24 protein-coding genes and 1 other annotated feature are annotated in these 26,401 nt (G+C 55.4%); of the genes, 9 read left to right on the top strand and 15 right to left on the bottom strand.

Translation table 11 applies throughout. The features are described 5' to 3' along the window. Positions 1-149 precede the first annotated feature (149 nt). The 8 genes from PXC00_RS02305 to PXC00_RS02270 form a co-directional block, all read right to left on the bottom strand. Positions 150-875, bottom strand: a complete 726-nt coding sequence (locus PXC00_RS02305; RefSeq protein WP_275845759.1) for an ABC transporter permease — start codon at positions 873-875, stop codon at positions 150-152. Then, the gene (locus tag PXC00_RS02300) at positions 868-1,791 is read right to left on the bottom strand and encodes an ABC transporter ATP-binding protein (RefSeq protein WP_275845760.1); all 924 of its coding nucleotides are present in this window, start codon (positions 1,789-1,791) and stop codon (positions 868-870) included. Before PXC00_RS02300 ends, PXC00_RS02305 begins: the two co-directional genes overlap by 8 nt. A gap of 175 nt (positions 1,792-1,966) precedes the next feature. Continuing rightward, positions 1,967-3,265 carry a bifunctional folylpolyglutamate synthase/dihydrofolate synthase gene (locus PXC00_RS02295; RefSeq protein WP_275845761.1) on the bottom strand — a complete coding sequence of 433 codons (1,299 nt, stop codon included), beginning with the start codon at positions 3,263-3,265 and terminating at the stop codon, positions 1,967-1,969. Continuing rightward, positions 3,262-5,886, bottom strand: coding sequence for a valine--tRNA ligase (locus PXC00_RS02290; protein ID WP_275845762.1), 2,625 nt, complete (start codon positions 5,884-5,886; stop codon positions 3,262-3,264). Before PXC00_RS02290 ends, PXC00_RS02295 begins: the two co-directional genes overlap by 4 nt. A 54-nt stretch (positions 5,887-5,940) precedes the next feature. Continuing rightward, positions 5,941-6,158: a binding site (T-box leader), on the bottom strand. 37 nt (positions 6,159-6,195) lie between these two features. Next, positions 6,196-6,828, bottom strand: a complete 633-nt coding sequence (locus tag PXC00_RS02285; protein ID WP_275845763.1) for an HAD family hydrolase — start codon at positions 6,826-6,828, stop codon at positions 6,196-6,198. Further along, positions 6,825-7,556 carry a tRNA threonylcarbamoyladenosine dehydratase gene (locus tag PXC00_RS02280; protein ID WP_275845764.1) on the bottom strand — a complete coding sequence of 244 codons (732 nt, stop codon included), beginning with the start codon at positions 7,554-7,556 and terminating at the stop codon, positions 6,825-6,827. The genes PXC00_RS02285 and PXC00_RS02280 overlap by 4 nt, the downstream gene beginning before the upstream one ends. Next, on the bottom strand, positions 7,546-7,977 hold the full coding sequence (locus tag PXC00_RS02275) for a Fur family transcriptional regulator (RefSeq protein WP_275845765.1): 432 nt from the start codon (positions 7,975-7,977) through the stop codon (positions 7,546-7,548). Before PXC00_RS02275 ends, PXC00_RS02280 begins: the two co-directional genes overlap by 11 nt. 61 nt (positions 7,978-8,038) lie before the next feature. Then, the gene (locus PXC00_RS02270) at positions 8,039-8,776 is read right to left on the bottom strand and encodes a GNAT family N-acetyltransferase (protein WP_275845766.1); all 738 of its coding nucleotides are present in this window, start codon (positions 8,774-8,776) and stop codon (positions 8,039-8,041) included. 201 nt (positions 8,777-8,977) lie between these two features. On the opposite strand from PXC00_RS02270, the gene PXC00_RS02265 reads away from it, so the two are divergent. Beyond that, a complete protein-coding gene (locus tag PXC00_RS02265; RefSeq protein ID WP_275845767.1) occupies positions 8,978-10,591 on the top strand; it encodes a peptide chain release factor 3 in 1,614 nt (537 codons plus the stop codon). A gap of 713 nt (positions 10,592-11,304) precedes the next feature. On the opposite strand, the gene PXC00_RS02260 is transcribed toward PXC00_RS02265, so the two are convergent. Both PXC00_RS02260 and PXC00_RS02255 read right to left on the bottom strand, forming a co-directional pair. After that, the gene (locus PXC00_RS02260; RefSeq protein WP_275846860.1) at positions 11,305-11,478 is read right to left on the bottom strand and encodes a hypothetical protein; all 174 of its coding nucleotides are present in this window, start codon (positions 11,476-11,478) and stop codon (positions 11,305-11,307) included. Positions 11,479-11,740: 262 nt separating this feature from the next. Further along, positions 11,741-13,003 (bottom strand): glycoside hydrolase family 1 protein, encoded by a 1,263-nt coding sequence (locus PXC00_RS02255; protein ID WP_275846862.1) that lies wholly within the window; start codon positions 13,001-13,003, stop codon positions 11,741-11,743. A gap of 194 nt (positions 13,004-13,197) precedes the next feature. Between PXC00_RS02255 and PXC00_RS02250 the strand changes: the two genes are divergently transcribed. Continuing rightward, positions 13,198-14,571 (top strand): D-alanyl-D-alanine carboxypeptidase family protein, encoded by a 1,374-nt coding sequence (locus PXC00_RS02250; RefSeq protein ID WP_275846864.1) that lies wholly within the window; start codon positions 13,198-13,200, stop codon positions 14,569-14,571. Positions 14,572-14,741: 170 nt separating this feature from the next. Here the strand turns inward: PXC00_RS02250 and PXC00_RS02245 are convergent, their stop codons facing one another. Together PXC00_RS02245 and PXC00_RS02240 are read right to left on the bottom strand one after the other, a co-directional pair. Beyond that, positions 14,742-15,377 carry a cytidylate kinase-like family protein gene (locus PXC00_RS02245; protein WP_275846866.1) on the bottom strand — a complete coding sequence of 212 codons (636 nt, stop codon included), beginning with the start codon at positions 15,375-15,377 and terminating at the stop codon, positions 14,742-14,744. 60 nt (positions 15,378-15,437) lie between these two features. Beyond that, positions 15,438-15,797: a hypothetical protein gene (locus tag PXC00_RS02240; protein WP_275846868.1), complete on the bottom strand. Its 360-nt coding sequence runs from the start codon at positions 15,795-15,797 to the stop codon at positions 15,438-15,440. A gap of 174 nt (positions 15,798-15,971) precedes the next feature. On the opposite strand from PXC00_RS02240, the gene PXC00_RS02235 reads away from it, so the two are divergent. Then, complete coding sequence (locus PXC00_RS02235) at positions 15,972-16,883, top strand: LysR family transcriptional regulator (protein WP_275846870.1); 912 nt, start codon at positions 15,972-15,974, stop codon at positions 16,881-16,883. A gap of 82 nt (positions 16,884-16,965) precedes the next feature. Here PXC00_RS02235 and PXC00_RS02230 read toward each other — a convergent pair whose 3' ends face one another. Together PXC00_RS02230 and PXC00_RS02225 are read right to left on the bottom strand one after the other, a co-directional pair. Continuing rightward, the gene (locus tag PXC00_RS02230; RefSeq protein ID WP_275846873.1) at positions 16,966-17,109 is read right to left on the bottom strand and encodes an LDCC motif putative metal-binding protein; all 144 of its coding nucleotides are present in this window, start codon (positions 17,107-17,109) and stop codon (positions 16,966-16,968) included. Positions 17,110-17,212: 103 nt separating this feature from the next. Next, positions 17,213-17,884 carry a Crp/Fnr family transcriptional regulator gene (locus PXC00_RS02225; protein WP_275846875.1) on the bottom strand — a complete coding sequence of 224 codons (672 nt, stop codon included), beginning with the start codon at positions 17,882-17,884 and terminating at the stop codon, positions 17,213-17,215. Between the two features lie 166 nt (positions 17,885-18,050). On the opposite strand from PXC00_RS02225, the gene PXC00_RS02220 reads away from it, so the two are divergent. The 6 genes from PXC00_RS02220 to PXC00_RS02195 all read left to right on the top strand — a co-directional run bounded on the left by PXC00_RS02220 (position 18,051) and on the right by PXC00_RS02195 (position 24,680). Continuing rightward, positions 18,051-18,239 carry a ferredoxin gene (locus PXC00_RS02220; RefSeq protein ID WP_275846876.1) on the top strand — a complete coding sequence of 63 codons (189 nt, stop codon included), beginning with the start codon at positions 18,051-18,053 and terminating at the stop codon, positions 18,237-18,239. 141 nt (positions 18,240-18,380) lie between these two features. Beyond that, positions 18,381-20,228 (top strand): hydroxylamine reductase, encoded by a 1,848-nt coding sequence (hcp, locus tag PXC00_RS02215; protein ID WP_275846878.1) that lies wholly within the window; start codon positions 18,381-18,383, stop codon positions 20,226-20,228. Positions 20,229-20,391: 163 nt separating this feature from the next. Continuing rightward, positions 20,392-21,243, top strand: coding sequence for a nitroreductase family protein (locus tag PXC00_RS02210; protein WP_275846879.1), 852 nt, complete (start codon positions 20,392-20,394; stop codon positions 21,241-21,243). A gap of 117 nt (positions 21,244-21,360) precedes the next feature. Then, the gene (locus PXC00_RS02205; protein WP_275846881.1) at positions 21,361-22,785 is read left to right on the top strand and encodes an NAD(P)/FAD-dependent oxidoreductase; all 1,425 of its coding nucleotides are present in this window, start codon (positions 21,361-21,363) and stop codon (positions 22,783-22,785) included. A 198-nt stretch (positions 22,786-22,983) separates the two neighbouring features. Next, positions 22,984-23,940, top strand: a complete 957-nt coding sequence (locus PXC00_RS02200) for an L-lactate dehydrogenase (RefSeq protein ID WP_275846883.1) — start codon at positions 22,984-22,986, stop codon at positions 23,938-23,940. 236 nt (positions 23,941-24,176) lie between these two features. Continuing rightward, positions 24,177-24,680: a glycosyl-4,4'-diaponeurosporenoate acyltransferase CrtO family protein gene (locus PXC00_RS02195; RefSeq protein WP_316935051.1), complete on the top strand. Its 504-nt coding sequence runs from the start codon at positions 24,177-24,179 to the stop codon at positions 24,678-24,680. An 88-nt stretch (positions 24,681-24,768) separates the two neighbouring features. On the opposite strand, the gene PXC00_RS02190 is transcribed toward PXC00_RS02195, so the two are convergent. After that, complete coding sequence (locus tag PXC00_RS02190) at positions 24,769-26,355, bottom strand: cadherin-like beta sandwich domain-containing protein (protein WP_275846888.1); 1,587 nt, start codon at positions 26,353-26,355, stop codon at positions 24,769-24,771. Positions 26,356-26,401: the final 46 nt, after the last annotated feature.

The raw sequence follows: 26,401 nt of genomic DNA, 5'->3' as shown, positions 1-26,401 counted from the left end.
CTGTGCAGAAGCGCCCGCAAAATGCCGCGTTTGCACACCGCGCCGTCTGCGCATAAAAAAAGCGTATCCCCCACCCAACGCAGCAAGCGAAGGGAGAGAGATACGCCGGAGGGAAATGCCCTCCTGTTTCTATTTTCTTTTTCTTGTGGTCAGCTCATGTCTTTCTTGCAGAAGAGAACGGTTCCCGCCACGTAAAACAGCACCAGCGTCGCCAGAGAAATCAGCACCGGCCGCAGCAGTTGATTCACCGGATTTCCGCTGACGGAGAGAATCTGCGTTTTCAGCAAATATGCCGTACCGCCGTCCAAACGCAGCAGCTTTAGCAGCAGGTCAGAAAACAGGAACGCGCCGTAAAACAGGAACAGCCACAGCGTATTGCGGCTGCACAGCGTACTGAAGAAAGCCGCCATGCCCAGACACGCCGCATAAACCACACAGGACGCGGCGATGCGGATAAAGAACTCGCCAAGCAGCGCGCCGGTCAGCGCTGTGTCGTGCTGCAGCAGAACCATGGAAGCAGCAAAATACAGACCCAGCACCACAGCCATCATGAGCACACCCAGCAAAAATGCCGTAATCAGCTTGGCACTGTAAAGCATCACCCGGTTGGTGCCATAGGCCATGGTGTTTTTTGCCGTGTGCTCGCGGTACTCCTCATTCAAAACAATATCCGTCAAGCATGGCAAGACCATGACCGGCATCACCAAATACTGCAAAGCCAGCTGCAGCGCCACACTGACCGTATCCGCCTGCGGTGAGCCAGTATGCAGCGATACCACCACGAAAACAGCGAGCGCAGCGAGCACCAGTGTCAAAACATAAAAATAAGTGCGGTGAAACACTTTATAAAAATCCGCAAAAATGAGTTTAAGCATTCGTTGTTCCCCCAATCAGCTGAATGAAGTATTCTTCCAGATTGATACCCGCGCGGTACACTTGCGAAACCGTGATGCCGTTTTCCACCAGTTCCTTGACAAACATACCCGCATCATCCATCCGTTCCCCGACGTGCAGCGTGTGTGCATTCACGATTTCCAAGTTGCGACAGCCGCACCGGCTTTGCAGCAGGTTTGCGGCGGTCTGCGCATTGTCGGTGTCAATCCGCAGATAACTGCGGCATTTTTCCTGCAGATTTTGCGCGCTGATGTGCTCCACCATCTCGCCGTGGCTGATGAACCCATAGGTCGTGGCAATCTGCGAAAGTTCACCGAGAATATGGCTGGAAATGAGAATGGTGGTTTTCCGTTCTCGATTCAGCTTGCGGATAATTTCACGAAACTCCTTAATCCCCATGGGGTCCAGACCATTAATCGGCTCATCCAGAACCAAAACATCCGGGCTGTCCACAATGGCGGACGCAAGGCCGAGGCGCTGCTTCATGCCCAACGAAAAGTCGCGGAACTTTTTGCTGCCCGCGTCCGCCAGCCCAACAAATTCCAGCACCTCGCCGATGGCAGCCTTGTTTTTACTGCCGCGCTGCATCTGGTAATACGCCAGGTTGTCTTTTGCGGAAAGATACGGGTAAAAGCCGGGCGTTTCAATCATCGTGCCCATGTGCGCGCGCGCCGCCGCCAGACTGTGGGGCGTGGTCTGGCTGAAAAGCTCCAGACTGCCGGAAGTCGGCGGGGTCAGGCCGCAGATCATTTTCAGCAGGGTGGTTTTGCCCGCGCCGTTCTGCCCAACCAGCGCGTAAATGTCCCCCTGTGTCACCTGAAGGTTCAGATTGGAAACCGCGGCGGTCTTTTTATAAACTTTTGTGATGTTGTTCGCTGTAATAACTGCTTCCGTCATGCTTCTCTCCTCACGTTTCCTGTTTAATTGTTCTACTGTACTAAGTGCGTAATACAATAATACATTCATACAGATGGCTTGTCAAGTCTTTTTTCTATTTTTTCCGGACAGCAAAAAAACCGGCACCCCGCCGCAAAGCAGGGTGCCGGTTTCATCGTTTCATTTTTAAGCCGTCTTACCGAAGCAGCGGCAGCATTTCCAGTGCAATCGGGCGCAGCTCCCCGGCAAAGTACAGGGAGCCGCAGACCACCACGGCGCCGTCCGCCCCCGCAAGCTGCACCGCATACGCCAGTGCCTGCGCCGCATAGCTGCCGGTATGTGTTTCCACACCGGCCCGCCGCCAAAGCGCCGCCAGCGCCTCTGCCTGCAGGGTGCGGGGATTTTGAATCGACAGTGTGACCGCCTGCGCGAACAGCGGCGCCAGCGTCTGCACAAAGTGTGCCGTGTCTTTGTCCGCGCACATACCGGTCAGCGCCACCAGATGCTTTCCAGGCAGATAGCGGCGCAGACTTTCCGCAAGTGCCCGCGCGCCGTCCGGGTTGTGCGCGCCGTCAATCACCACAAGCGGGCGGCGGCTGACCACCTCAAAGCGGGCAGGCATCCGCGCGGCGGCAAGTCCGGCGGCGACAGATGCCTTGGTCATGCGGCACAGCCCTTTTCGAGTACGCAGCACCTGCGCGCAGGTCAGTGCAGCCGCGGCGTTAGTCACCTGATACGCCCCCAGCAGGCTCATCTCCAGCAGTTCTGTGCCGTACAGCATCCGCGTTCCGGTAAGCGTTTCTTGCGCCACCTGCAGCAGCGCGGGGTCGGTTTCCGTCAGGCGGCAGTGCCTCTCCTGCGCCGTGCGGCGAATCACCGCCAGCGCCTCCGAATCCTGTCCGGCGGCTGTAACCACCTCGCAGCCCTCCTTGAGAATCCCGCATTTCTCCGTGGCAATCTGCGTCAGCGTATTTCCCAGAATCTCCGTATGGTCATAGGAAATATGCGTCAGCACCGCGCAGAGCGGCGCGCGGATGACATTGGTGGCATCCAGCCGGCCGCCAAGACCGACCTCCAGCACAACCACCTCGCAGGCCTGCTGTGCAAACCAATACAGTGCCAGTGCGGTAATCGCTTCAAACTCGGAAATTTCCTGCCCGCTCTGTTCCAGTTTCAGCAGCGGCGGAAAAACTTCCTCTGCCGCCTGGGCAAGATTCCTGTGGGAAATCGGGCGGTTGTTAAGCTGTATGCGTTCACAGAAATCCGTAACAAACGGTGAAACAAACAGACCGGTTCGGTACCCGGATTTGCGCAGCATGGACGCAATCATTGTACTGGTGGAACCCTTGCCGTTTGTTCCGGCAACGTGCACAAAGGAAAGCCGCTCCTGCGGGTCGCCCAGAATGTGCAGCAGGCTGCGCAGATGTGCAAGACCCGGCACCTTTTGAAAGCGGTGCAGCGCAAAAATCTTTGCAAGCGTTTCCTCGTACGTCATTTCAGTGCGTCCAGGCTGGATGCAATCAGTTCGATGTGTGCTTTCAGCTTTTCCGCATTGGCACGCACGCCCGCAACGACTTTTTCGGGCGCTTTGCTCATGAATTTTTCATTCTGCAGCTTCGCCTGCGCGTTTTGGTAGCCCTTCTGCGCGGTTTCCAATTCTTTGGTCAGCCGCTTGCGCTCGGCTTCCTTGTCGACCAGTTCATCCATCTGGATGAAAATCTTCGCATCCGGCGTCACAATGGTCACCGCACCCGAAAGGTCAAAGGCAGCCGCTGTTTCAATGCCGGTTGCATACGCAAGCCGCTTGAAGATTTCTTCCCCTGCGCGGAAGGTATCCGCTTTGTCCGAAGCAATGTACAGCTTCGTCTTGCGGGACGGCTCCACGTTCATTTCCGCACGGCGGTTGCGCACGCCGCGCACCGCCGCCATGATGGCCTCCATCTTTTCCGCATCCTGCACAAAGGTCAGCGACGTGTCGTACTGCGGGTACAGCGCAACCATCAGCGCTTCGCCGGTATGCGGCAGCGTCTGCCAGATTTCCTCCGTGATGTACGGCATGAAGGGGTGCAGCAGCGCCAGCGTGCGGTTCATCACCCACACCAGTACCTGGCGCACCTGCTGCGCCGCTTCTTCATCGCTGCCGTTCAGACGAATCTTGGCAATTTCAATGTACCAGTCGCAGAACTGCTCCCACAGGAAATCGTGCAGCTTCTGCGCGGCGATGCCAAATTCAAATTTTTCCAGATTGTCGTTAATCTCTCCGGCAAGCCGGTTAAAGGCGTGCAGAATCCACTTATCCTCCATAGAAAGCGCCTGCGGCAGGGCGTCCGGCACCGCTTTGCCCTCGATGTTCATCAAAATAAAGCGCGAAGCGTTCCAAATCTTATTGGCAAAGTTCCGGCTTGCCTGCACGCGCTCTTCCGAGTAGCGCGTGTCGTTTCCGGGGCTGATGCCCGTAATCAGTGTAAAGCGCAATGCATCCGCGCCGTAGCTGTCAACCACCTCCAGCGGGTCAATGCCGTTGCCCAGGGACTTGCTCATCTTGCGGCCCTGGCTGTCCCGAATCAAGCCATGGAACAGCACCGTGTCAAACGGAACCTCGCCCATCTGCTCAATGCCGGAGAAAATCATGCGCGCCACCCAAAAGAAGATGATGTCGTAGCCGGTGACCAGTGTGTTAGTCGGATAGTAATGCGCCAGCTCCGCGGTTTTTTCGGGCCAGCCCAAGGTACTGAATGGCCACAGCGCAGAGCTGAACCAAGTGTCCAGCGTGTCCGGGTCTTGGTGCAGGTGGGCGCCGCCGCACTTGGGGCAGGTGTCCGGCGCGGTACGGGCAACAGTCATCTCCCCGCAGTCCTCGCAATACCACGCGGGAATCCGGTGACCCCACCAGAGCTGCCGGGAGATGCACCAGTCCTTGATGTTTTCCATCCAGTTGAAATAAATCTTGTCCATACGTTCCGGAATCAGGCGGACTTTCTTTTCCCGCACGGCGGCAATCGCCGGCTTTGCCAGCGGCTCCATTTTGACAAACCACTGCTTGGAAACACGCGGTTCAATCGTGCTGTGGCAGCGGTAGCACGTGCCAACATTGTGCTGAATCGGCTCGACACGCACCAAGAAGCCCTGCTCGTCCAGCTCCTGCACAATCTGCTTTCTTGCTTCCAAGCCGGACAGACCGGCGTACTTGCCGCCATTTTCATTGATGGAACCGTCCTCGTTCATCACATTGATGACCGGCAGGTTATGGCGGCGGCCGACTTCAAAGTCGTTCGGGTCATGCGCGGGCGTAATTTTCACAACGCCGGTGCCGAAGTCCTGCTCCACATACGCATCCGCAACCACCGGAATCTCGCGCCCGACCAGCGGCAAAATCAAAGTTTTGCCAACGATGTCTTTATAGCGTTCATCGTCCGGGTGCACCGCCACGGCGGTATCGCCCAGCATGGTTTCCGGACGGGTCGTGGCAAGCTCCAGGTAGCCGCTGCCGTCTTTAAACGGATAACGCAAATGCCAGAAAGAGCCGTCCTTCTCCACAAACTCCACTTCCGCGTCGGAAATCGTGGTTTTGCAGTGGGGGCACCAGTTGATGATGCGCTCGCCACGATAAATCAAGTCCTTTTCATACAAGCGCACAAAAACTTCCCGAACCGCTTTGCTGCAGCCCTCATCCATGGTGAAGCGCTTGCGGTCCCAGTCACAAGAAACGCCCAGCTTGCGCAGCTGCTGCTCAATGCGTCCGCCAAACTTTTCTTTCCACGCCCACGCACGCTTCAAAAATTCCTCGCGGCCAATCTGCTCCTTGGTAATGCCCTCTTTGCGCATAGCCTCCACAATTTTTGCTTCCGTTGCAATGGAGGCGTGGTCGGTGCCCGGCACCCAAAGCGTGTCGCGCCCCTGCATCCGCCGCCAGCGAATCAAAATATCCTGCAGAGTGTTATCCATGGCGTGCCCCATGTGCAGCTGCCCCGTAATGTTCGGCGGCGGCATCACAATGGTGTACGGTTCCTTTTTCGGGTCCGGCTCCGCGTGGAAGTAACCGCCCTTCAGCCAGAAATCATAAATCCGGTCTTCCACTTCGCCGGGGTTGTAGGTTTTTGCAAGTTCCTTGCTCATTCCGTTTTCCTCCTTCAAAATTAAAAAAGCCCCGGGCAGAAGTAAAAAACTCCTGTCCGGGGCGAAATGTACAAACCCATTCCGCGGTACCACCCGCATTGACCCGAAGGCCCGCTTGTTCCGTTAACGCCGGCAAACGGGCAGCCTTACTCTGCGTTCAGGCTGCCGGCTCCGGGGTGACTTATCCGCACCGGCACACGCACAGGCTTTCACCGTTCCGCCTGCTCTCTGCAGCTATGTGCCGGTGTCTTTTTCCCCATCGCTGCTGTTATCGATATAGTTGCATTATAAGCGCGCCGCAGTGGAATGTCAAGCATTTGCCAACCGCAGAAGCAGCGGCGCAACTTCTGCCAAAGAGGGCAGTACTGCATCCGCCAGCACGCGGATTTCCGCGTCCGGCTGCAGCAGGTCGGGAATCATCACCGTGTACATCCCCGCCGCGTGCCCGCCGCGCACCCCGTTAAAGCTGTCCTCCAGCACCATGCATTCCGCCGGTGCGCAGTGCACTGCATCGGCGGCTTTCCGGTAAATGTCCGGCGCGGGCTTGCCATGTTCCACTTGGTCCCCGCCGATGACCACGTCAAAAAAGTCCGTCACTTCCGCGCGGCGCAGCTTTTCCCCAGCATTTTCGGTCAGCGAAGACGTGGCAAGCGCCATGCGGTAGTCCTGCTGGCGCAGGTGCTGCAGCAAAGCATCCAGACCGGGCTTTTTCGGTACCCCCGGCGCCAGCAGCCGCTTTGTTTCCGCATCACAGCGCTCATACAGCACTTGTGGCGGCACATCCATATGCTGCCGGAACATTTCCTGGATTTCCGCGTGGCCGCGGCCAATCATCTGCCAGTACAATTCTTCCGGCACACCGGCTGCCATCCAGGCATCATGGTAAATCCGCTCTGTGTCAAAAATGGTGCCGTCCATATCGAAAATAACCGCTTTTATCATATCTGTGCTCCTGTAGAAAGACCGGTAAGCTCCCTGATGACCGCGCCCGCCAGAATCAGCCCCGCCACGCTGGGTACAAAGCTCACGCTGCCCGGCGTGGTGCGCTTGCCGGGGGCTGGCGGCTCTTCACTTGGCCGCGGAACCTGCGCCGGCTCCTCACTGCAGACCACCTTGAGCTTCGGCACGCCCCGCCTGCGCAATTCCCGGCGCATCACGCGCGCCAGCGGGTCCATCTGCGTTTGGAAAATATCTTTCACGCAGAAGCGCGTGGGGTCCAGCTTATTCGCGGCACCCATCGCGCTGATGACCGGCACGCGCGCCTCATACGCGCGCTGCGCAATCAGCAGCTTGGTGCTGACTGTATCGACCGCATCAATCACATAATTGTAGTGTGCAAAGTCAAACTGCTCCGCATTTTCCGCTGTGTAAAACAGGCGACAGCTTTCCACCTGCACACGGGGGTTAATGTCCAGCATCCGCGCGCGCATCACATCGGTTTTGTACTGCCCGATGGTACTGTGCAGAGCGATAATCTGCCGGTTCAGGTTCGACAGGCTGACGGTGTCTTTATCCACCAGCGTAAAGGAACCGATGCCGCAGCGGCAAAGCGCCTCCGCGGCAAAGCCGCCCACGCCACCCACGCCAAACAGCAGCACGGAAGACGCTTGCAGCTCCTCCAGTGCCTGTCCGCCCAGCAGCAGTTCCGTCCTTGCCCATTCATTTTTCATGCGGTTTCCCACTCCTCTTTGCGGCGCACTTCGGGCACAGTCCGGAAAGTTCCAGGCTGTGTCCGGTGATTTGATACCCGGTTTTTGCCGCCCATTCTTTCTCCAGCTTTTCAACTGGACAGCCGTCCAGCGGGATAATCTCGCCGCAGCCGGTACAGCGCAGGAAGTGGCAGTGGCGGTGGTCGTTCAGCTGAAAGTACGCCTTGCCGTCCTGCCCCAACTCCTTTGACAGAATTTCCTTTTCCGTCAGCGTTGCCAGCGTGCGGTACGCCGTGGAAACGCTCATATGCATGACCGGCAGAACCGCCATGTAGACCGCCTCCGCCGTCATTGGCTTCTGTGCTGTGCGAAGCACCTCCAGAATTGCCTCGCGGCGGCGGGTGGTTTTCAGTTCTTTGGCTTTTAAAGTTTCGTCCGGCATACACACACCCCCTGTACTTGCTATCCATTTGCATTCATTATAGAATTTTGCGGGGCAAAAGTCAATTTTCCGCACGCTCCGGCGCAGCCAGCCAGTAATGCGGCCGCGCGGCAACAGAAAGCCCCAAAGTGCGCTGCAGCGCAAAAGAAGCCTCATTGCCGAGGATGACATCGCAGAAAGCGGTGTGCCCTGCCGCAAGGTTCCGGTTAACCGCATCCGCCTCCAGCGCAGAGGCCACTCCCATGCGCCGGAATTTTGGAAGCACCTCCAGCATTCCCATGGCGCCTTCGCTGTGCTCGCCAATAAATCCAGTCAGCTCCCCGCCGAGAAAGGCGCCGTAAAAGACGCCCGCCGCAATCCGTTCCTGAATATATGCCAAATCATCAAACAGGTGGTACTGCTTCGCGACCGCTTCGGCATACGCCGAACCCAGCCTGCGGATATCAAACGTTTCTGAAACGGGCAGCGGCTCGCTGTCCGTATAAACCGCCGTTCGGCAGGGATTGCACATTCCCGGCTCAAATGCGTCCCGCCCGCCGCAAAGCCGCTCGAAAAGTTCCTTTTCGTAATCTTCATGCGCAACAAACATCTGTGGAACCTGTGGCAGACGGTTCAGCAGGCGCTCTGCAGCCTGCGGCGAAACCGCGCTTTGCAACACTGTCTGACCCAGACGAATCTGCACGCCGTCCTCACCCGCGTAAAGGAGTTGCGCCGTCCCCCTGCGCAGCGGCTCCAAGATGCTGATATAGTGCAGTGGTTCCTGCTTCAGACGGGAAGTCGCCTTTTCTGTCGGATTCATTTGCTTTCCGCTCCCTGCTTTTTATGAGATTTCTTTGATTATAGCACAATTCCTCAAACTTCTAAAAAACATTTGCAGGAAGCGCTGTTTTTTGATAAACTATAAGGTACGGAAAATTTGAAAGTTTAGGAGGGGCCCCTGTGTAAAACAGATTCATTTCGCGCATACAAGTATTACAATCATTCGGAGGGACCCTCATTTATGCTGGATTATAAACAGGAAATCGAGCGGCGCCGCACCTTTGCGATTATCTCGCACCCAGACGCCGGTAAAACCACCCTGACCGAGAAGCTGCTGCTGTACGGAGGCGCCATTCAGCAGGCCGGCATGGTCAAGGGCAAGCGAAATATGCGCCATGCCGTTTCTGATTGGATGGAAATCGAAAAGCAGCGCGGCATTTCTGTAACCTCATCTGTCATGCAGTTTGCGTACAACAATTTCTGCATCAACATTCTGGACACCCCCGGCCATCAGGACTTTTCAGAGGACACTTACCGCACGCTGATGGCGGCAGACAGTGCCGTGATGGTCATTGACGCCGGCAAGGGCGTGGAAAAGCAGACCCGCAAGCTGTTTAAAGTCTGCACGCTGCGCAACATTCCGATTTTCACGTTCATCAACAAAATGGACCGCGACGCCCGCAGTCCCTATGACCTGACCGAACAAATTGAAGAAGAGCTGGGCATCAAGACTTACGCGGTCAACTGGCCCATCGGCAGCGGCCGTGACTTTCAGGGTGTTTATGACCGCGCCGCAAAGAAAATTCTGACCTTTACCGCCGAAGAAACCGCCAACGGCGCGCATCAGGTAGCAGAATCCGCCAGTGACCTTTCCGACCCGAAGCTTGCCGGTCTGCTTGGCGATGACCTACTCGCAACTCTGCGGGACGATGTGGAACTGCTGGACGGCGCGGGCGAAGAATTTTCACTGGAAGACGTGCGGCAGGGCAAACTTTCCCCGGTCTTTTTCGGCTCCGCGCTGACCAATTTCGGTGTGGAACCGTTTCTGCAGGAATTTCTGCGCATGACCACACCGCCGCTGCCGCGTGAGTCCACCGCCGGAACGGTAAACCCGACCGACCCGGACTTTTCCGCATTTGTGTTTAAGATTCAGGCGAATATGAACAAAGCACACCGCGACCGCGTGGCATTCATGCGTATTTGCTCCGGTGAGTTTGACCGCGGCATGGAAGTCATGCATATGCAGGGCGGGCGCAAAATGAAGCTGATGCAGCCGCAGCAACTCATGGCAGAGCAGCGGGAAGTCATTGACCACGCGTATGCGGGCGACATCATCGGCGTGTTTGACCCGGGTGTATTTTCTATTGGCGACACGCTGTGCTCCCCTGCCAAAAAATTCACGTTTGGCGGAATTCCGACCTTTGCGCCGGAACATTTCAGCCGTGTTTCTCCGGTAGACACCATGAAGCGCAAGCAGTTTGTCAAGGGCATTACGCAAATCGCACAGGAAGGTGCCATTCAAATTTTTCAGGAGCTGAACGGCAGCATGGAAGAAGTCATTGTCGGTGTTGTCGGTGTTCTGCAGTTTGAAGTTCTGGAGTATCGCCTGAAAAATGAATACAAGGTAGACATCCGCATGGAAAGTCTGCCGCACGAATATATCCGCTGGATTCAAAACGAAGATCTTGACCCCAAGACTTTGGATCTGACCAGCGACACCCGTTGCATTCAGGACTTAAAGGGCAGCCACCTGCTTCTGTTTGTCAGCGAATGGAACATCTCTTGGGCAATCGACCACAACAAAGGTCTGCATCTCAGTGAATTCAGCAACGGGGAATCCCCGCAGGCAGGCTGAGCCTGCACGCGGTGTGGCAGGCTCAGCCTGCACGCGGTGTGCTGAAGCTCACGGGAACTTTCCCCTTTTCTTTTATAATCTGCGTCAAAAGGACGCAGACACTTCGAAAACGTTGCTTTCCGTCGCTTTCTCAGAAAGCGACTAAGGTTTGGGGCAACGCCCCAAGGCAGGCTCAGCCTGCACGCAGTGTGCTGAAGCTCACGGAAACTTTCCCCTTTTCTTTTATAATCTGCGTCAAAAGAACGCAGACACTTCGAAGTCCTTTCAGCAAAAGTTCCGCCCGCCCTTTCAAGGGCGGTAGGGTTTGGGGCAACGCCCCAAAGCAGGCTCAGCCTGCACGCAGTGTGCTGAAGCTCACGGAAACTTTCCCCTCTTCTTTTATAATCTGCGTCAAAAGAACGCAGACACTTCGAAAACGTTGCTTTCCGTCGCTTTCTCAGAAAGCGACTAAGGTTTGGGGCAACGCCCCAAGGCAGGCTCAGCCTGCACGCAGTGTGCTGAAGCTCACGGAAACTTTCCTCTCTTCTTTTATAGTCTGCGTCAAAAGAACGCAGACACTTCGAAGTCCTTTCAGCAAAAGTTCCGCCCGCCCTTTCAAGGGCGGTAGGGTTTGGGGCAACGCCCCAAGGTCTTAAAGGAAGAAGCAGGCTGCATAAAAAAAGAACACCGCCTTTTTTGGCAGTGTTCTTTTTCAATAGGTCATTCATAAAGAATCAGGAAAATCGCTCCCGCTCCGGCACTGGTTCCACACGGTCGGTGCGGTCGGCCCCGCCGACCAGGCTCGGGAAAGGTGTGCGGGTTGCGCTGGGCACCACGCGGATTTCCTGGCGTACCACCGGCTCTCCGACTTTCACTCTGTCCGGACGGTCTGGTTTTGTAACAAACATAGCGGGTTCCTCCTTGCTTCTTTGGGTTCTGTTTGCTTCCTCTGCCAGTATCATAGCAGACGGACAGGGGCAGGTAAACCCTTTTGGAGAAATGCCGAATTACTTTTTGTTTTTTGCAGGTTCGGCTTTTAAAAAACACGAGGATTGCTAAAAAGCTTTCAATTATTTTGCTTGGTATTCTATGCGCCCCCTGTACGCTTTACTTTGCAGAATAAAATAAAGTTTTCGGCGCTTTCCCCACATTTTCAAAAGTCGCACCGTTTCAGCGCAGGTAGTGGTCAATCATCGGCTGTGTGACACCGTGGTTCTGAATAATCTCCTTGTAAAAACGAGCACTGCGGCGGATGGTGCGTTTTTGCGTTTGAAAGTCACAGCCGATTAAGCCGAATGCAGCAGTTTCGCCTTCCGCCCACTCAAAGTTATCCATAAAGGACCAGTGGTAGTACCGCTCCACTGGCAGCCCACTTTCCGCAATCTGCCGCAGATGGTCATACAGAAACCGGCAGCGGTATTTGTCATCCCGGTCTGCCACGCCGTTTTCTGTCACCCATATGGGTGCCGTGAAGCGTTTGTAACGATGGCGCATAAGAATGCCCAGCCCCTCCGGATAAATCTCCCAGCCAAGGTCGTTAACCGGCCGCCCCGGTCTGCCGGCCGTATTTACACCATGCACCCAAATGCGGGTGTAGTAATTGATTCCGATGTAATCGTAAAAGCGACCGTCCCCCAGTGGCGCCTCCACCCCCAAGGGCAGCGTCAGCCGACCGGTGTACATCGCTTCTGTCAGTCCCTGAAACAGGTACTCCATGCCGTTCGCAAGCGGTCGGTCTTTTGGCTGTGCCGGTGTAAACACGCGCAGGTGCTCCGCAAAGCCAACCATGGTTCTGCCTGGAAAACCGCGCTCCGCGCGAATCCGGTGAATCCGCCGGTAGGCGGTCAGGTGACAGTACACCAGATTGCGCATAACCCGCACCGCCTGCCCGGGGTTGTGCTTAGCCGGCGGCCATTGCGCCAGAAAATAGCTGAGCGTCACATAAACATTCGGTTCATTCAGTGTGACATAATCGCTGACCAAATCCCCGATGGCCTCTACCACATACGTCACATAGCGCAGAAAAATTGCTGGACTTTCTTTCAGCAAAAATCCGCCCCGGCTTTCGAACCAGGATGGATTGGAGAAGTGGTGCAGGGTAACCAGGACTTTAACACCCATCTTCTGCAAATCCTCGATTTCCGCCCGGTAATGGTTGACCGCCTGCCGGCAGAAATGCCCCTCTTCCGGCTCAATCCGGCTCCACTCCAAACTCATGCGGTACACCTGCAGGCCCATTTCTTGAATCAGCCGATTATCTTCGCGCCAGCGCTGCCAGTGCTGATTGGCATTCTTCGGGCTGGAGGCGTCCTTTAGCCTGCCGGATTCCTCTGCCCAGTCGTACCAGCTGTTTTTCGTAGGGCTCCCCTCAATCTGCGTGGCAGAAGTGGCGCAGCCAAGCAGTGTGCTTCCCAACGAATATGGTCTATCCAAATCAATTCCTCCCGCATCCCCAAAAGTCGCTTGCAGGCTGCAATGTATGCCTGCTTGTTTTTTATTTTATCGTGTACCGCTGAAAAATGCAAATTTCTGCCGGTGTGGACACCGCCCGTTTTTTGCACTGCTCACTTTACCTTTTTCGCATTCCGTGCTATAGTAAGGGTGTATCTGCTGGAAGGAGAAACAACATGAAAAAGAAACTGAAACAATGGCTCTGCACGACCTGTGCGGCGATTTTTGTTCTTGTAACAGTGACCATTCCCGTACAGGCAGTGAACCTGAACCCCGGCTTCATCCCGCAAAGCAAAGCGTTGGAACTTGTCAATCTCGACAGCGGCGACACCGTTTACGCCAAAAATGAAAATCTAAAAGTTCCACAGGCCTCTACAACGAAAATTATGACTTTTATTGTAGCGTCCCAGTTGATTAAAGACCCCAAAGGCACCATCGTCACCATTTCAAACGATGTGCAGGCACAACTGCCGAACCGTTCCTTTGTCACCGTGCAGCTGGCTGTGGGAGAAAAAATTTCCGCTCTGAACCTGATGTACTGTATGCTCATCCCCTCCGGCAATGATGCCGCCATCGCGCTGGCAGAATCCGCATCGGGCGGCAATCTGTCGCAGTTCGTACAGCTGATGAATCAAAAAGCCAAAGACCTCGGCTGTGCCAACACCAATTACACCAATGTATTCGGCAAGTACGATAAAGACCACTATACAACGGTCAGCGACCTTGCAAAGATTTACAAATACGCACAGACGCTGCCGCTGTTTAAGCAAATCACATCCACCGCATCCTACACCGTCCCTGCCACCAACTACACGCCGGCACGCAAACTGAAAACCTCTAACAAGCTGTTGGACAAAACCTCCAGTTATTACTATGCACCCTGCACCACCGGAAAAACCGGCACTTCTGACGAGGCCGGCTACTGTCTGGTATCCACTGCCTCCAAAGACGGCGTTAATTACCTTTGTGCAGCTTTAGGCGCACCAAGTGTCAAAAACGGGAAAGCAGTCGTGACCAACGGGGCATTTGAGGACTCACGCCAGCTTTACACCTGGGCGTTTGATTCGCTGAAAAAGCAGGACATCCTCTCAAAATCCAAAGCAGTGGCAACGGTGCCGGTGCAGCAGGCAAAAGACAAAAAGCAGCAGCTGTCGGTCGTGCCCGCTTCCGATTACAGCGCGATGCTGCCGACCGGCGGAACCAGTCCCACCACCAAGGTGTCCTTGCCGAAAAGTATTGCGGCGCCTGTGAAAAAAGGGCAGAAAATCGGCACGGTGACCGTACTGTACAATAACGAAACGCTGGCAACTGTCAGTCTGGTTGCCTCTGACGATGTGGAGCAATACGTTGCCTTTTACAAGACATCATGGTTCCGCACCGCCGCGACAGTCGTTGGCGTGGCAGCCGTTATTGTTTTGGCAGCCTTTCTACTGCGCGCCTTGCGCAGCCGCCACCGCCGGGGCGGCGGCAGCCGCAAATACCGTGGACGCCGCAGTGCCAGCAAAAACCGCAGCAGGCGCCATACAGGCAGTTACCACAACTACCATTGATGAATCCAAAAACCGGAGCAGGACACTCCTATGGGAGAGGTTCTGCTCCGGCTTTTTATGTCGGGCTTCGGTACTTTTCTGCACTGCGCAGTAAGCCGGTCCGGCACAGAACAAGGCCCTTCCGCTGCGAACGGCAGGGAGAGGCTTTGTTCTTATATTATAGCTACTGCTCAAACTTCTTTCAGGGACAGCTTGGCGCGCACGCTCTGCAGCACAAGGTTTGCCGCACAGTCCAGCCCTAGTGCCGACGTGTTCACAGCCAGATCATACAGGCGCACATCCAGGCGGTCAGACTTGGTAAATGTGCGGTTAAACGCAATCCGCTGCTGGTCATTCGTTTCAATTTTTGTCTTTGCGGCATCTTTGGAAATGTGGAAAAGCGCCGCTACACGTTCCACCCGTTCCGGCATTTCTGCCGTGACAAAAATGCGGACGTGCCGCGGTGCATCCCGAAGCAGATAGCGGCCGCCGCGACCCAAAATCACCGCAGAGGTTTTTTCCGCGATTTTCAGGATATACTCCGACTCCAAATAGAAAAGCTCCTTATCGCTCGGGTGGTACTGGGGCACCCAGCCCGCCGCCGGCGCCGTATACATCTGCTCCGTCAGCTTCTCCCATACGGAAGAAAGCCGCTCGTCACGGTTCTCCAAATCCGCTTCCGCCAGGTGCAGCTCATCGGCAACTCGCTTCAGAATATCGCGATCCACAAAAGGAATCTGAAATTCCTCCGCGATTTTCTGCCCGATGTACGCCCCTCCGCAGCCAAGCTGATGGCTGATGGTTACCACAAACCGCTGATTACTCATAAGTCAAACCTTCCTTCTTTACAGTTCATACAATCAATTTGTTTCTGCCTGCTGCAAAATTTACTCGCTTTCTTTACCGGCGGTGGTCTGTTCGGTTTTTGGCTCCAACTCCTGCGCAAGCTGCTCTTCCCTCTGCTTATCCAGCTTTGCGTTGCGCAGATACAGCAGCATATCGATGGTGATTTCCGTGATATTCAGAAAATAGAATACCCACCCCAGGTAAAACAGAAAGTCCAGCCCCTGGCCGGAAAAGTACTGCATAAACTCCCGAATAATACCGAACACATAGCCAACCCACAGGAACACCTCAAAAAAGAGGCTCTTTCCCTTTGCGGTTCTGGCCACGTACGAGCGGTAAATCGAAATCGGCCACGAAAGACCAAAACATAAAATCATCAGTGCTTCCAGAAGATTTGTCACAACCGTTCACTCCATTTCCTTATTTTTCTGTCAGAAAAAACAAGTACCCCACTGTACGCGCCCTGCGGCTTGCTTTTCCTTTCCCATTTTAGTATACTAGATAATCAGAAAGCTGTAAAAGGTATCTTTGAGATATTCGTCATATCAATTTTACATGGCAGAGGATCTAGAAAAATGAGTGTCAGTTATGAGTATTACCGCATTTTTTACTATGTTGCGAAGTATCAAAGCTTTACAAAAGCCGCAAATATCCTGCTGAACGGCCAGCCAAATATCACCCGCTGCATGAACAACCTGGAGCATGAGCTGGGCTGCAGGCTTTTTCTGCGCACCAACCGCGGCGTTACCCTTACGCCGGAGGGGGAAAAGCTTTACGCGCACGTCGCCGTCGCCTACGAACAGATTCGTGCCGGCGAAGAGGAACTTTCCACCGATAAGACCCTGCAGAGTGGCATCCTTTCCATCGGCACCAGTGAAACGGCGCTGTACGGTCTTTTACTGGAAAAGCTGCGCAGCTTTCACATGACTTACCCCGGTATCCGTCTGCGCATCTCCAATCAGTCTACCCCACAAGCGCTTTCCGCACTCAAAAACGGCATGGTCGACATTGCCGTGGTGACCACCCCCACCGGCGCCCACAAGCCGCTGCACGAAACCCCCTTAAAGTCGTTTCGCGAAGTCTTAATCGGCGGCCCGCAGTTCGCCTTTCTGGCAGAAAAATCCTTTCATCTGCACGAACTCACGCAGTACCCCTTCATCTGCCTTGGCAAAGACACCATGACGTATGCGTTTTACAACCGACTGTTTCTGCAGCATGGGCTGCCCCTGCAGCCGGACACAGAAACCGCCACCACTGACCAGATTCTGCTGCTGGTCAAAAATGATCTGGGCATCGGCTTTCTGCCCGAAAACATGGCGGAAGAAGCGCTTGCGCACGGCGATGTGTTTCAAATCTTTTTAAAAGACGTCATTCCGGAACGCTCCATCTGTCTGGTAGAGGACACCGACCGCCCGCTGAATATTGCCGCCGGCAGGTTCCGCAGTGTACTGCTGGACTCTGGCTGCCGACCGTCCGGCTCTCTTTAACCCCTGTACGAAAGAAGCCGCCGCCCTGCTGTTTTTTACAGCTAAGGCGGCGGCTTTCTTATGCTACTGAAATTTTACAGATTCACGGTTTTTTCTGCTGAGAAGTCTGTCGGTTCATCTTGCAGCAGTCCGGCACGCCGCTGCCATACGCTTGCTGATTGGCTTTCGCCATGCGGTTTAGCCAGCGTTTCCACGCGTTTTTCATGTTTACAAAAGGATTGGTCATGCTCCCTGCGCCTCTGTTCCGGTTTTATCAAATGCCTATTGTGCTTATATGTTTACTCCAGTATAAGCACTTTGCAGCGTTCTGTCAAGTCTGCACCGCCAGCTCACAGCAAACCTTGCAGTTTTTCCGCATCGCCAAAAATCTTCCGCCTGTCCACTTGCAGCAGCCCCTCCTGCTGCATTTTCATCAGTTCCCGCGAAACGGACGGCCGCGCGGCATTCAGGTAATCTGCCAGCTCCTCGCGGCTCATGTCTAGCGCCGCCAGCTTGCCCGCGCAGCGGTTCTGTAGCAGGGTCTGTGCAATCTTCTGGCGAAGCGTTGCACAGGAAACAACCTGCAGCCGCTGATTCAAAAAATATGCTTTGTGCGCAAGAATCGAAAGCATATTGGAAATCAGCTTTGCGTGGTACCCGCAGTTGTTTCCACAGGTATGGTACAAAAAATCCTTCGGAATCTGCAGCAAACGCACCGGTGTCACCGCTTGCGCATAATGGTCGTACGTCTGGCGGTTCAAAAACAGGAACACCTCCCCAAACAACTCGCCCGGCTGCTCAAACGCCGCCACAATGCTGCGCCGCCCCTCCCGCGAGTCGCTGCCGATGACCACCGTACCCTCCAGCAGCACCAGCAGCTTTTCCGGCCGGTCCGTCTGCAGAAAGATCATTTCCTCTTTTTGGTACACGGCGGTGCTGGCTTTGCTGCAGGTCAGGCATCCACGAATCTCTTCTTCTGTCATCTGCGCAAACAGTGCGCTCTGCTTCAGCTGTTCCACCATGCTGCTTCCTCCTGTCTGCTTTTGCATTTAGCATAGCACAAAACCGGCTGTGCCCGCAACCGCACGCGGTTGCCGCTCAAAATGCCTTTAAAATGCTGCTGACCGTCGTTTTCCCGTCAGCAGAACAGCAGACAAACACAACCGGCACCTAAAAGGAGAAAAGAGCATGAAAGCAGAATTAGACAGAAGCGGCTGCATTGGCTGCAGCCTATGCACACAAACCTGCCCGAAAGTCTTTCAGATGGCTGAGGACGGCTTTGCCGAGGTTTATCGAGAAGACGTTCCGGAGGAAGTCGCAGCAGCCGCTGTGGAAGCGCAAAACGGATGTCCCGTTTCCGTCATCACAGTTTCCTGACCCGCTTGTAAAACGTTTCCCGCAGGCGGTGCCGTTTTAAAAAAGTTTTATCCGTAACGTGTGTTACGGACTTTCCGCGTTCTCTCTGTTAGGATAGACCCAGAACAAAACGAACGAAGCACAGACAAGGAGGAACCATTCATGGAAGCTAAAATGTTTTGCTATCAGTGTCAGGAAACCGCAGGCTGCACCGGCTGCACACAGTCCGGCGTCTGCGGCAAAAAACCGGAAGTCGCCGCCATGCAGGACCTGCTGGTGTTTGTAACCAAGGGACTTTCCGCTGTGACCACACAGCTGCGCCGAGCGGGCAAACCCGTCGCGCCGGAAATCAACCATCTGGTGACGCTGAATCTGTTCACCACCATTACCAACGCAAACTTTGACCGCGATGCCATCGCCGCGCGCATCACCGACACCCTGCAGCAAAAGCAGGTGCTGCTGCGGCAGGTATCCGACCAAAGCGTTCTGCCCACCGCCGCCCTGTGGAACGGCAGCCGTGCGGACTACGAAGCAAAAGCCGCCGAAGTCGGCGTCCTTGCCACAAAGGACGAGGACATTCGCAGCCTGCGCGAGCTGATTACCTACGGGCTGAAAGGTCTTTCCGCTTACACCAAGCACGCCAATGCCCTGCTGCAGGAAGACAGCGAATTGGACGCGTTTCTGCAGAGCGCACTGGCAAAGACTTTGGACGATTCCCTTTTGGCTAACGACCTGGTTGCGCTGACGCTGGAAACGGGGCGCTGGGGCGTGCGGGGCATGGCGCTGCTGGACAAGGCCAACACCGAAGCCTACGGCAATCCCGAAATCACCAAAGTTCGCATCGACGTGGGCAATCGGCCGGGTATTCTGGTTTCTGGTCACGATCTGCGCGACCTGGAAATGCTGCTGAAACAGACGCAAGGCACAGGCGTGGATGTATACACCCACTCGGAAATGCTGCCCGCCCACTACTACCCGGCATTTAAGAAGTACCCGAACTTTATTGGCAACTACGGCAACGCATGGTGGAAGCAGCGTGAAGAATTTGAGAGCTTCAACGGCCCGATTCTGATGACCACCAACTGCATTGTCCCGCCGAAAGACAGCTACAAAGACCGCCTGTACACCACCGGTGCGGCAGGTTATCCCGGCTGCCGGCACATTCCGGGCGGCGTCGGCAAGGAAAAGGATTTCTCCGCACTGATTGCACACGCGAAGCGCTGCACGCCGCCAACAGAGATTGAGCACGGGGAAATCATTGGCGGCTTTGCCCATGCGCAGGTGTTCGCGCTTGCCGACAAGATTGTGGACGCGGTAAAGTCCGGCGCGATTAAAAAATTTGTAGTGATGGCCGGCTGCGACGGGCGCGCAAAGTCCCGCAGCTACTACGAAGACTTTGCCAAGGCACTGCCGAAAGACACTGTCATCCTCACCGCAGGCTGCGCCAAGTACCGGTACAACAAACTTGCCCTCGGCGACATCGGCGGCATTCCGCGCGTGCTGGACGCCGGGCAGTGCAACGACTCCTATTCTCTGGCGGTTATTGCGCTCAAACTGAAAGAGATTTTCGGTGTGGAGGACATTAACGACCTGCCCATTGTATATAATATCGCATGGTACGAGCAGAAAGCCGTCATTGTCCTGCTGGCACTGCTTTCTCTCGGTGTGAAAAACATTCACCTTGGGCCGACACTGCCGGCGTTCCTTTCCCCCAATGTGGCGAAAATTCTGATTGACACCTTCGGCATTGCGGGCATCGGCACCGTTGCGGATGACCTTGCTCTGTTTTTCGGCAATGACGCAGCGAAAAAGCCTGCTGTCACCGGGGAAATGCAAATCGGGGAAATTCTGCGCCAGCACCCCGCCGCCGCACCGATTCTGACCGCGTGCGGTATGCACTGTTTGGGCTGCCCGTCTTCCCAGATGGAAACTCTGGCTGATGCGTGTCTGGTACACGGTCTGGATCTTGCGGATGTTCTGGAGGAACTGAACCGCACGCTCCGCGCATAAACCCGCTTTGAGCGGGCATGAAAAGCAAAAGACTGCTTTTCATGCCCGTTTTTTGCGCGCCGCACCGCCGCAAAGCATTTGTGCCGGCTGCCGAAACGTTGTATAATGAATGCAGAAAGACGTGCGCGGCGCACTGCGCTGCCCTATTAGGAGGAAGAAACCGATGAAAATGGATTTTCCGATTGCACAGACCGTAAAAAAGCGGCATAGTGTTCGCTCCTATCTGCCGCAGCCAGTGCCGGACGATGAAAAAAAGCGCATAGAGGCATACGCCGCCGGTGTACAGAACCCCTTTTCTGTACCGGTTTCGTTCCACTTTGCCGAAAAGCAAGCGGCAACCGGCGGCGAAAAGCTTGGTACGTACGGTGTCATTCAAGGGGCGTCGTACTTCGTGGGGGTCAGCGCCGCCCCCTGTGCGCTGGGACTGGAGGCAATCGGTTACTCCATGGAGCAGGTTCTCCTGTACCTTACCTCCCGCGGATTCGGCACCTGCTGGCTTGGCGGAACCTTTGACCGCAGCGCCTTTTCTGCGGCGATGCAGCTGCCACCAAACCAGCTCTTTCCAGCAATTTCGCCCATCGGCTATCCGCGGGAAAAGCGGAGGATACTGGACTCTGCCGCCCGCCTGCTGGCAAAATCCGACCACCGGCTGGCGTGGGACACGCTGTTTTTCAAGGACGACTTTTCCCATCCGCTGACACAGGCTGATGCCGGCGACTATGCGTTTCCGCTGGAAATGCTGCGGCTGGCGCCCTCTGCGGTCAATAAGCAGCCTTGGCGCCTTGTAAAGGAAGCAGACACCTATCACTTCTACGCACGGATTCCCGCCAAAAAGGAACCGCCCGCAGTCGAAATTCAGCGCGTAGATTTGGGCATTGGCGCGTGCCATTTTCATCTGGCGGCACAGGAACGCGGTCTGTCCGGTTCCTTCGTGCAGCTGCCCGAACCGGCGATTGCCGCACCCGAACAGACACGGTATCTGTTTTCGTGGACGGCACAGCCCGCTGGCCGGTAAGTCAAGACCTCGCATTTGCTGTTCGTTTTCGCAAAGTGCATTGACAAAGCGCGGACGGGTGTTTATAATGATACCGTTTGTGCTCCCGTATTGGAATCGTTTGAAAGGAAACACTGTATGAAAAAAAACTATGACGTATTGGTAATTGGTGCCGGCCCGGCGGGGATTTTTACCGCACTGGAACTGGACCGCATCGCGCCGGAAAAAGCAGTGCTCGTTGTTGACAGCGGCAGCACCATTGCCGACCGCCGCTGCCCGGCACGCACGCAGGGACGCTGTATGCACTGCAAAACCTGCAGCATTATGAACGGCTGGGCCGGTGCGGGTGCTTTTTCCGATGGCAAGCTTTCACTCTGTGAAGATGTCGGCGGCAATTTGATTGATTATATGTCCCGTGAAAAAGCGCAGGAGCTTATTCACTACTGTGACGAAACCTACCTGCACTTCGGCGCACCGGAAAAGGTTTTCGGGTTAGGCGACCGCACAGCGGACAAAATCGCCTATGACGCGCGCCGCCAAAACATCCAGCTGATTCGCTGCCCGGTGCGCCACATGGGCACCGAGTATAGTTACCAAGTCTTAAAGGCCATGTACGACTACCTTGCGCAGAAGCCGCAGTTTACCTTCCTGCCGCACACCACCGCGGAAAGCATCATCGTGAAAAACGGCCGCGCTGCCGGTGCGGTGCTGACACTTGCAGACGGCTCCTCCTGCCAAGTCGAAGCAGAAAATGTGGTAGCTGCGCCCGGACGCGGCGGCGCAGCGTGGCTTTCTCACATGGCTGCCGAAACCGGTCTGCAGACCACCAACAACGAAGTGGACATCGGCGTACGCGTGGAAGTTCCCAACGGCGTGATGGATCACCTGACCAAAAGTCTGTACGAAGCCAAGCTGGTGTACTACTCTGACACCTTTGAAAACAAAGTACGCACGTTCTGCATGAACCCCGGCGGCATCGTCAGCGAAGAGCATTACGATGGGCCGAACGGCGGACTTGCCGTGGTAAACGGTCACTCCTATGCGGAGGACGACCGGCACAGTGACAACACCAACTTTGCCCTGCTGGTTTCCACCAAATTCACAGAGCCGTTTAATCAGCCCATCGAGTACGGCAGGTACATTGCCAAGCTCGGCAATATGCTGACAGGCGGCGGCATCATGGTACAGCGCTTAGGCGACCTGCTGCTGGGCCGCCGCAGCGACGCTTCGCGGCTTTCCAAATCCACCACAGTGCCCACCCTGAAAACCGCTGTGCCGGGCGACCTTTCCTTTGTTCTGCCGCACCGCCACCTGACCTCCATTGTCGAATCTCTCAAAGCCTTTGACGCACTGGCGCCGGGTCTTTACAGCAAGAACACCCTGCTGTACGGCGTGGAAGTGAAATTTTACTCCTCCAAAGTTGAAGTGGACAGCCACTTTTCCACGGTCATTCCCGGTCTGTACGCCATCGGAGACGGCGCGGGCATTACGCGCGGCCTGATGCAGGCTTCCGTGACCGGTGTCGTTGTGGCACGCACCATTCACGCCGACACAGCCGAATAAAAACAAACAAGAGTTTCAATAAGAAGCAGCACCCTACCTTCCCCACAGCTGGTGCTGCTTTTTGTCTGAAAGATCGGTTTTGACACTTTGGTGAAGCGCCGAACAAGGTTCCGCTCAACTGAAAAAATGCGCATTTCCCGGCGGCGATTGAAAAAAACTGTGTTATAATAAGAAAAACGACAACGGGGGGATACGGACATGACAAACATTCAAAAGCGTAAAATCGTCATTATCGGCGCAGGGCATGTGGGCTCACACTGCGGGTACAGCATTATGCTGCGCAACGGGGCCGACGAGCTGGTTTACTTGGATACGGACACAGAAAAAGCACGTATGCAGGCACAGGATCAGGACGACGCCTCCAGCCTGCTTGCCCACCGCGTGCGCGTGCGTGCGGGTACGTATGCAGACTGTGCGGATGCGCAGATTGTGGTGATGGCGGCCGGTGTGAGCCGCCAGCCGGGCCAGACCCGTCTGGATATGTTCGACAGCTCCATTGCCATTATGAATCGCATTGTCGTGCCGCTGAAAGCTTCCGGTTTCAACGGCATTTTAATCAGCATCTCCAACCCGGCAGACATTGTGGCAGACTTTCTGCGCAAGCGGCTCGACCTGCCGAAAGCGCAGGTATTCAGCACCGGCACTTCACTGGACTCCGCCCGGCTGCGCCGCATCCTCTCGGAAATTCTTGGTGTGGACCGCCGCTCCATTCAGGCTTACAGCATGGGGGAACACGGGGATTCGCAGATGATTCCGGCTTCTCATATTTTTGTCGGCGGCGTGCCGATTCGGGACTACGCGGCAGCGCAGCCGGAACTGCTGCAGAAACTGGATTTTGGCGCCATCTGCCGGCAGGACTGCGCCTCCGGCTGCGACATTGTGGATGGCAAAGGCTGCACGGAATTTGGCATCGGCATGGTTTGTGCGGATCTGGTACAGGCAATTTTTAACGATGAGAGGCGGATTCTACCCGTTTCCACTCTGCTGGAGGGCGAGTACGGTCAAACTGGTGTTCACGCGGGCGTTCCCGCTGTTATCGGTAAAAACGGTGTGGAACAGATTCTGGAAATTGACCTGACACCGGAAGAACAGAAGGCCTTTGCCCATTCCTGCGATGTCATCCGCGGATTTTTGGCACGCGCGGATCAGCTGTAAGGTCCCGCTTGTTTCCTTTTCTTAATCATGCTCTCCTAATTTCTGTGAATTTACGGGAAGCGTTTGCATATTGTGGTACAAAGAAGCCGGCTGTACTAGGTTTACAACAACCGGTCTGTGTATTATAATAGAAAACAGAAGCGCCTTATTCGCAAAAATCAAACGTCGATGCGGCTCAGTCGGCACCGCACGACAAAAAGCAAGCGCATTCCGCAGAGGAAAGGAGAGAATGGGATTTGATTCAGGATATGAATTATTTATCTATGCTTTTCATCAATTTGCTGATTGTGGGAGCCTGGCACGGAACGACGTTTTTGCTTTCTGTCAAATTGTCCAATTCCTATTTTCAGCCGGATTCCGCCCTGTACCGGCCGTGGAAATGGGAAAAGGGCGGTCGTTGGTACCGCGATGTCCTACATATCAACGAGTGGAAAGACCGCGTCCCGCAGTTTGTCGGCAGCGGTGGCTTTTCTAAAAAGCATATCACCGATGTTTCCCTGGATTACTTGGACAATTTCATAAGCGAAACCTGCCGTGCAGAGTGGATGCACACTTGGAACCTCGGCAGCATTTTCTTAACCTTAATTATCAACCAGTCCGTGGTGGGAGTTACCTTTACCGTCCTGATCTTCATGGGAAATGCACCGTTTGCCATGATTCAGCGGTACAACCGCTTTCGGCTGGAAATTGTACGCAAACGGCTGCAGCGGGACGCTTCCCGCGCGGTTGCCGCGGTTTGAAAAAGCAAAACAGAAAAAAGGAAAAGCAGGTGTGGTCATGAAACCTCTGCTTTTCCTTTTTTCTGTCCCAAGCGCTTTGCGGTCTGCGTCAAGGCTTTTCTTCTGGTACTTCCGATGCTTCTGAAGCTGTACTGCCCGCAGTTTCCGGCGCTGTCTTTTTTCGGCAGTAAGCGCGGGTGCCCAAAATGCCCGCCACTGCAGCGGAAGCTGCCAGAAACAGCACCAATATGCCGGTCTGAAATCCGGTAAAACCGTCATTTCCCGCCACAGTCAGCCCGCCTTGCTGCGCGGCTGTAACCGGGACCGCTGACGGTGTGTAGGCTTCCTCTCCCCGCGCAGCGGTCTTTGCGGATTTTGCAGTACCGGTACGGGAGGCAGACGACTTTCGCCCTGCGGAAGCCGCCTTTTTTGTTTTAGAAGCCGCCGCTGCACGGGACGCTTTCTTTGCGGCACTCTTGCCAGATGTTTTCACTTGCCCGGCGGCTCTGCGTGCAGCCGCAGAAGAAGTGCTTTGAGGCTCTGCAAGCCGATGCACCACAAACCGATACTGGGTTTTTCCGCTGCCGTCGGCAGCCGTGACCGTTAGCGTAATGACGGTATCGTTTCCCGCTGCAAGCAGGGTGTGTCGGTTGGCGGTCACGGCGGCATGGGTGTCGGTATCTGCCTGCAGGTAAACCTCCGAGCAGGAGGCAGGCACGGTCATTTCGTAATCATGAATGTCCGGCTGAAAAGAAGGCGTCAACCCGGTTCCTGCCGGCGCCGCTACGGTGACGGCCTCTGCCTGCGGTGCCGACACAGCCGAGGCCGAAACCGTGCTCTCTCCGCTGTGCTCCCGATGGACGACAATGGTATAAATTCGCTGGCCGCCGTCGGAAAGCGCTTTTGCCGTTACGGTAATCACCGTGTCGTTTCCCGCCGCCTGCAGGGTGTGCCGGTTGACTGTGACTGCCACACCGTCCGGCTGACCGGTCTGAAACCAAAGTTCCGCGCAACTTTCCGGCACTGTCATACGGTACGATGTAACTTCCGGTCGAAAAGCGGGCTGCAGCTGCCCCAGTGAGGTATCCTCCGGCAACAGCGCGGTTAAGTACGGCTGTCCGGCAGCAGCGGTCGACACAGACTGCGCAGACGAAAGCAAACCGGAAATTTCCGACTGTGTTTGGGAAAAGCTGACCTGCATCTGTACCGCGGCAGCGTCACTGTCTGCAAGCGGATTCCCGTCGTAATCACACACTTCGTCTGTTTTCGCGGAAAATGTATAGGTACCGGGTTCAGCATCCTCCCGCACACGAAACACATAAGCCGCCACCTCTCCGGAAAGCAACGCGGCGCCTCCCTGCTGTGTATCACAAGTATAAACGGAAACCAGCGGATTGGACTGCCGCACAAACAGGTCTGCCCCCTGAATCTGCGAAGCGTCCTCTTTGCGCACATAAGAAAAGGCAGCGGCATCATACGTCAGAGAAAATCGAAACGCCCCTGCCGTGGTGCGGCCAGGCGATGCCACCAACTCCACGCGCACTTCCTCCCCGGGCTGCACCTGCTGCGCCGCTGACCGGATTAGGAACTTCGGGCCAACTTGGGTGCTGAATGCCGCAAATGCAGGAATGCTAACCAACAGCAAAACGACCGCCGCTGCCAAAAGCAGCCGTCTGCGGCTTACCGGCCGTTTCATACTGCCGCCGCTTTCCCCCGACCGGGTCTTCCCGCCGCAAAGGCGC

The organism is Caproicibacterium argilliputei, from assembly GCF_029211325.2.
GTDB classification, from domain to species: domain Bacteria; phylum Bacillota; class Clostridia; order Oscillospirales; family Acutalibacteraceae; genus Caproicibacterium; species Caproicibacterium argilliputei.
Note: the sequence above shows the minus strand (reverse complement) of the source record. Positions and strands in the feature narration are given on the sequence as shown.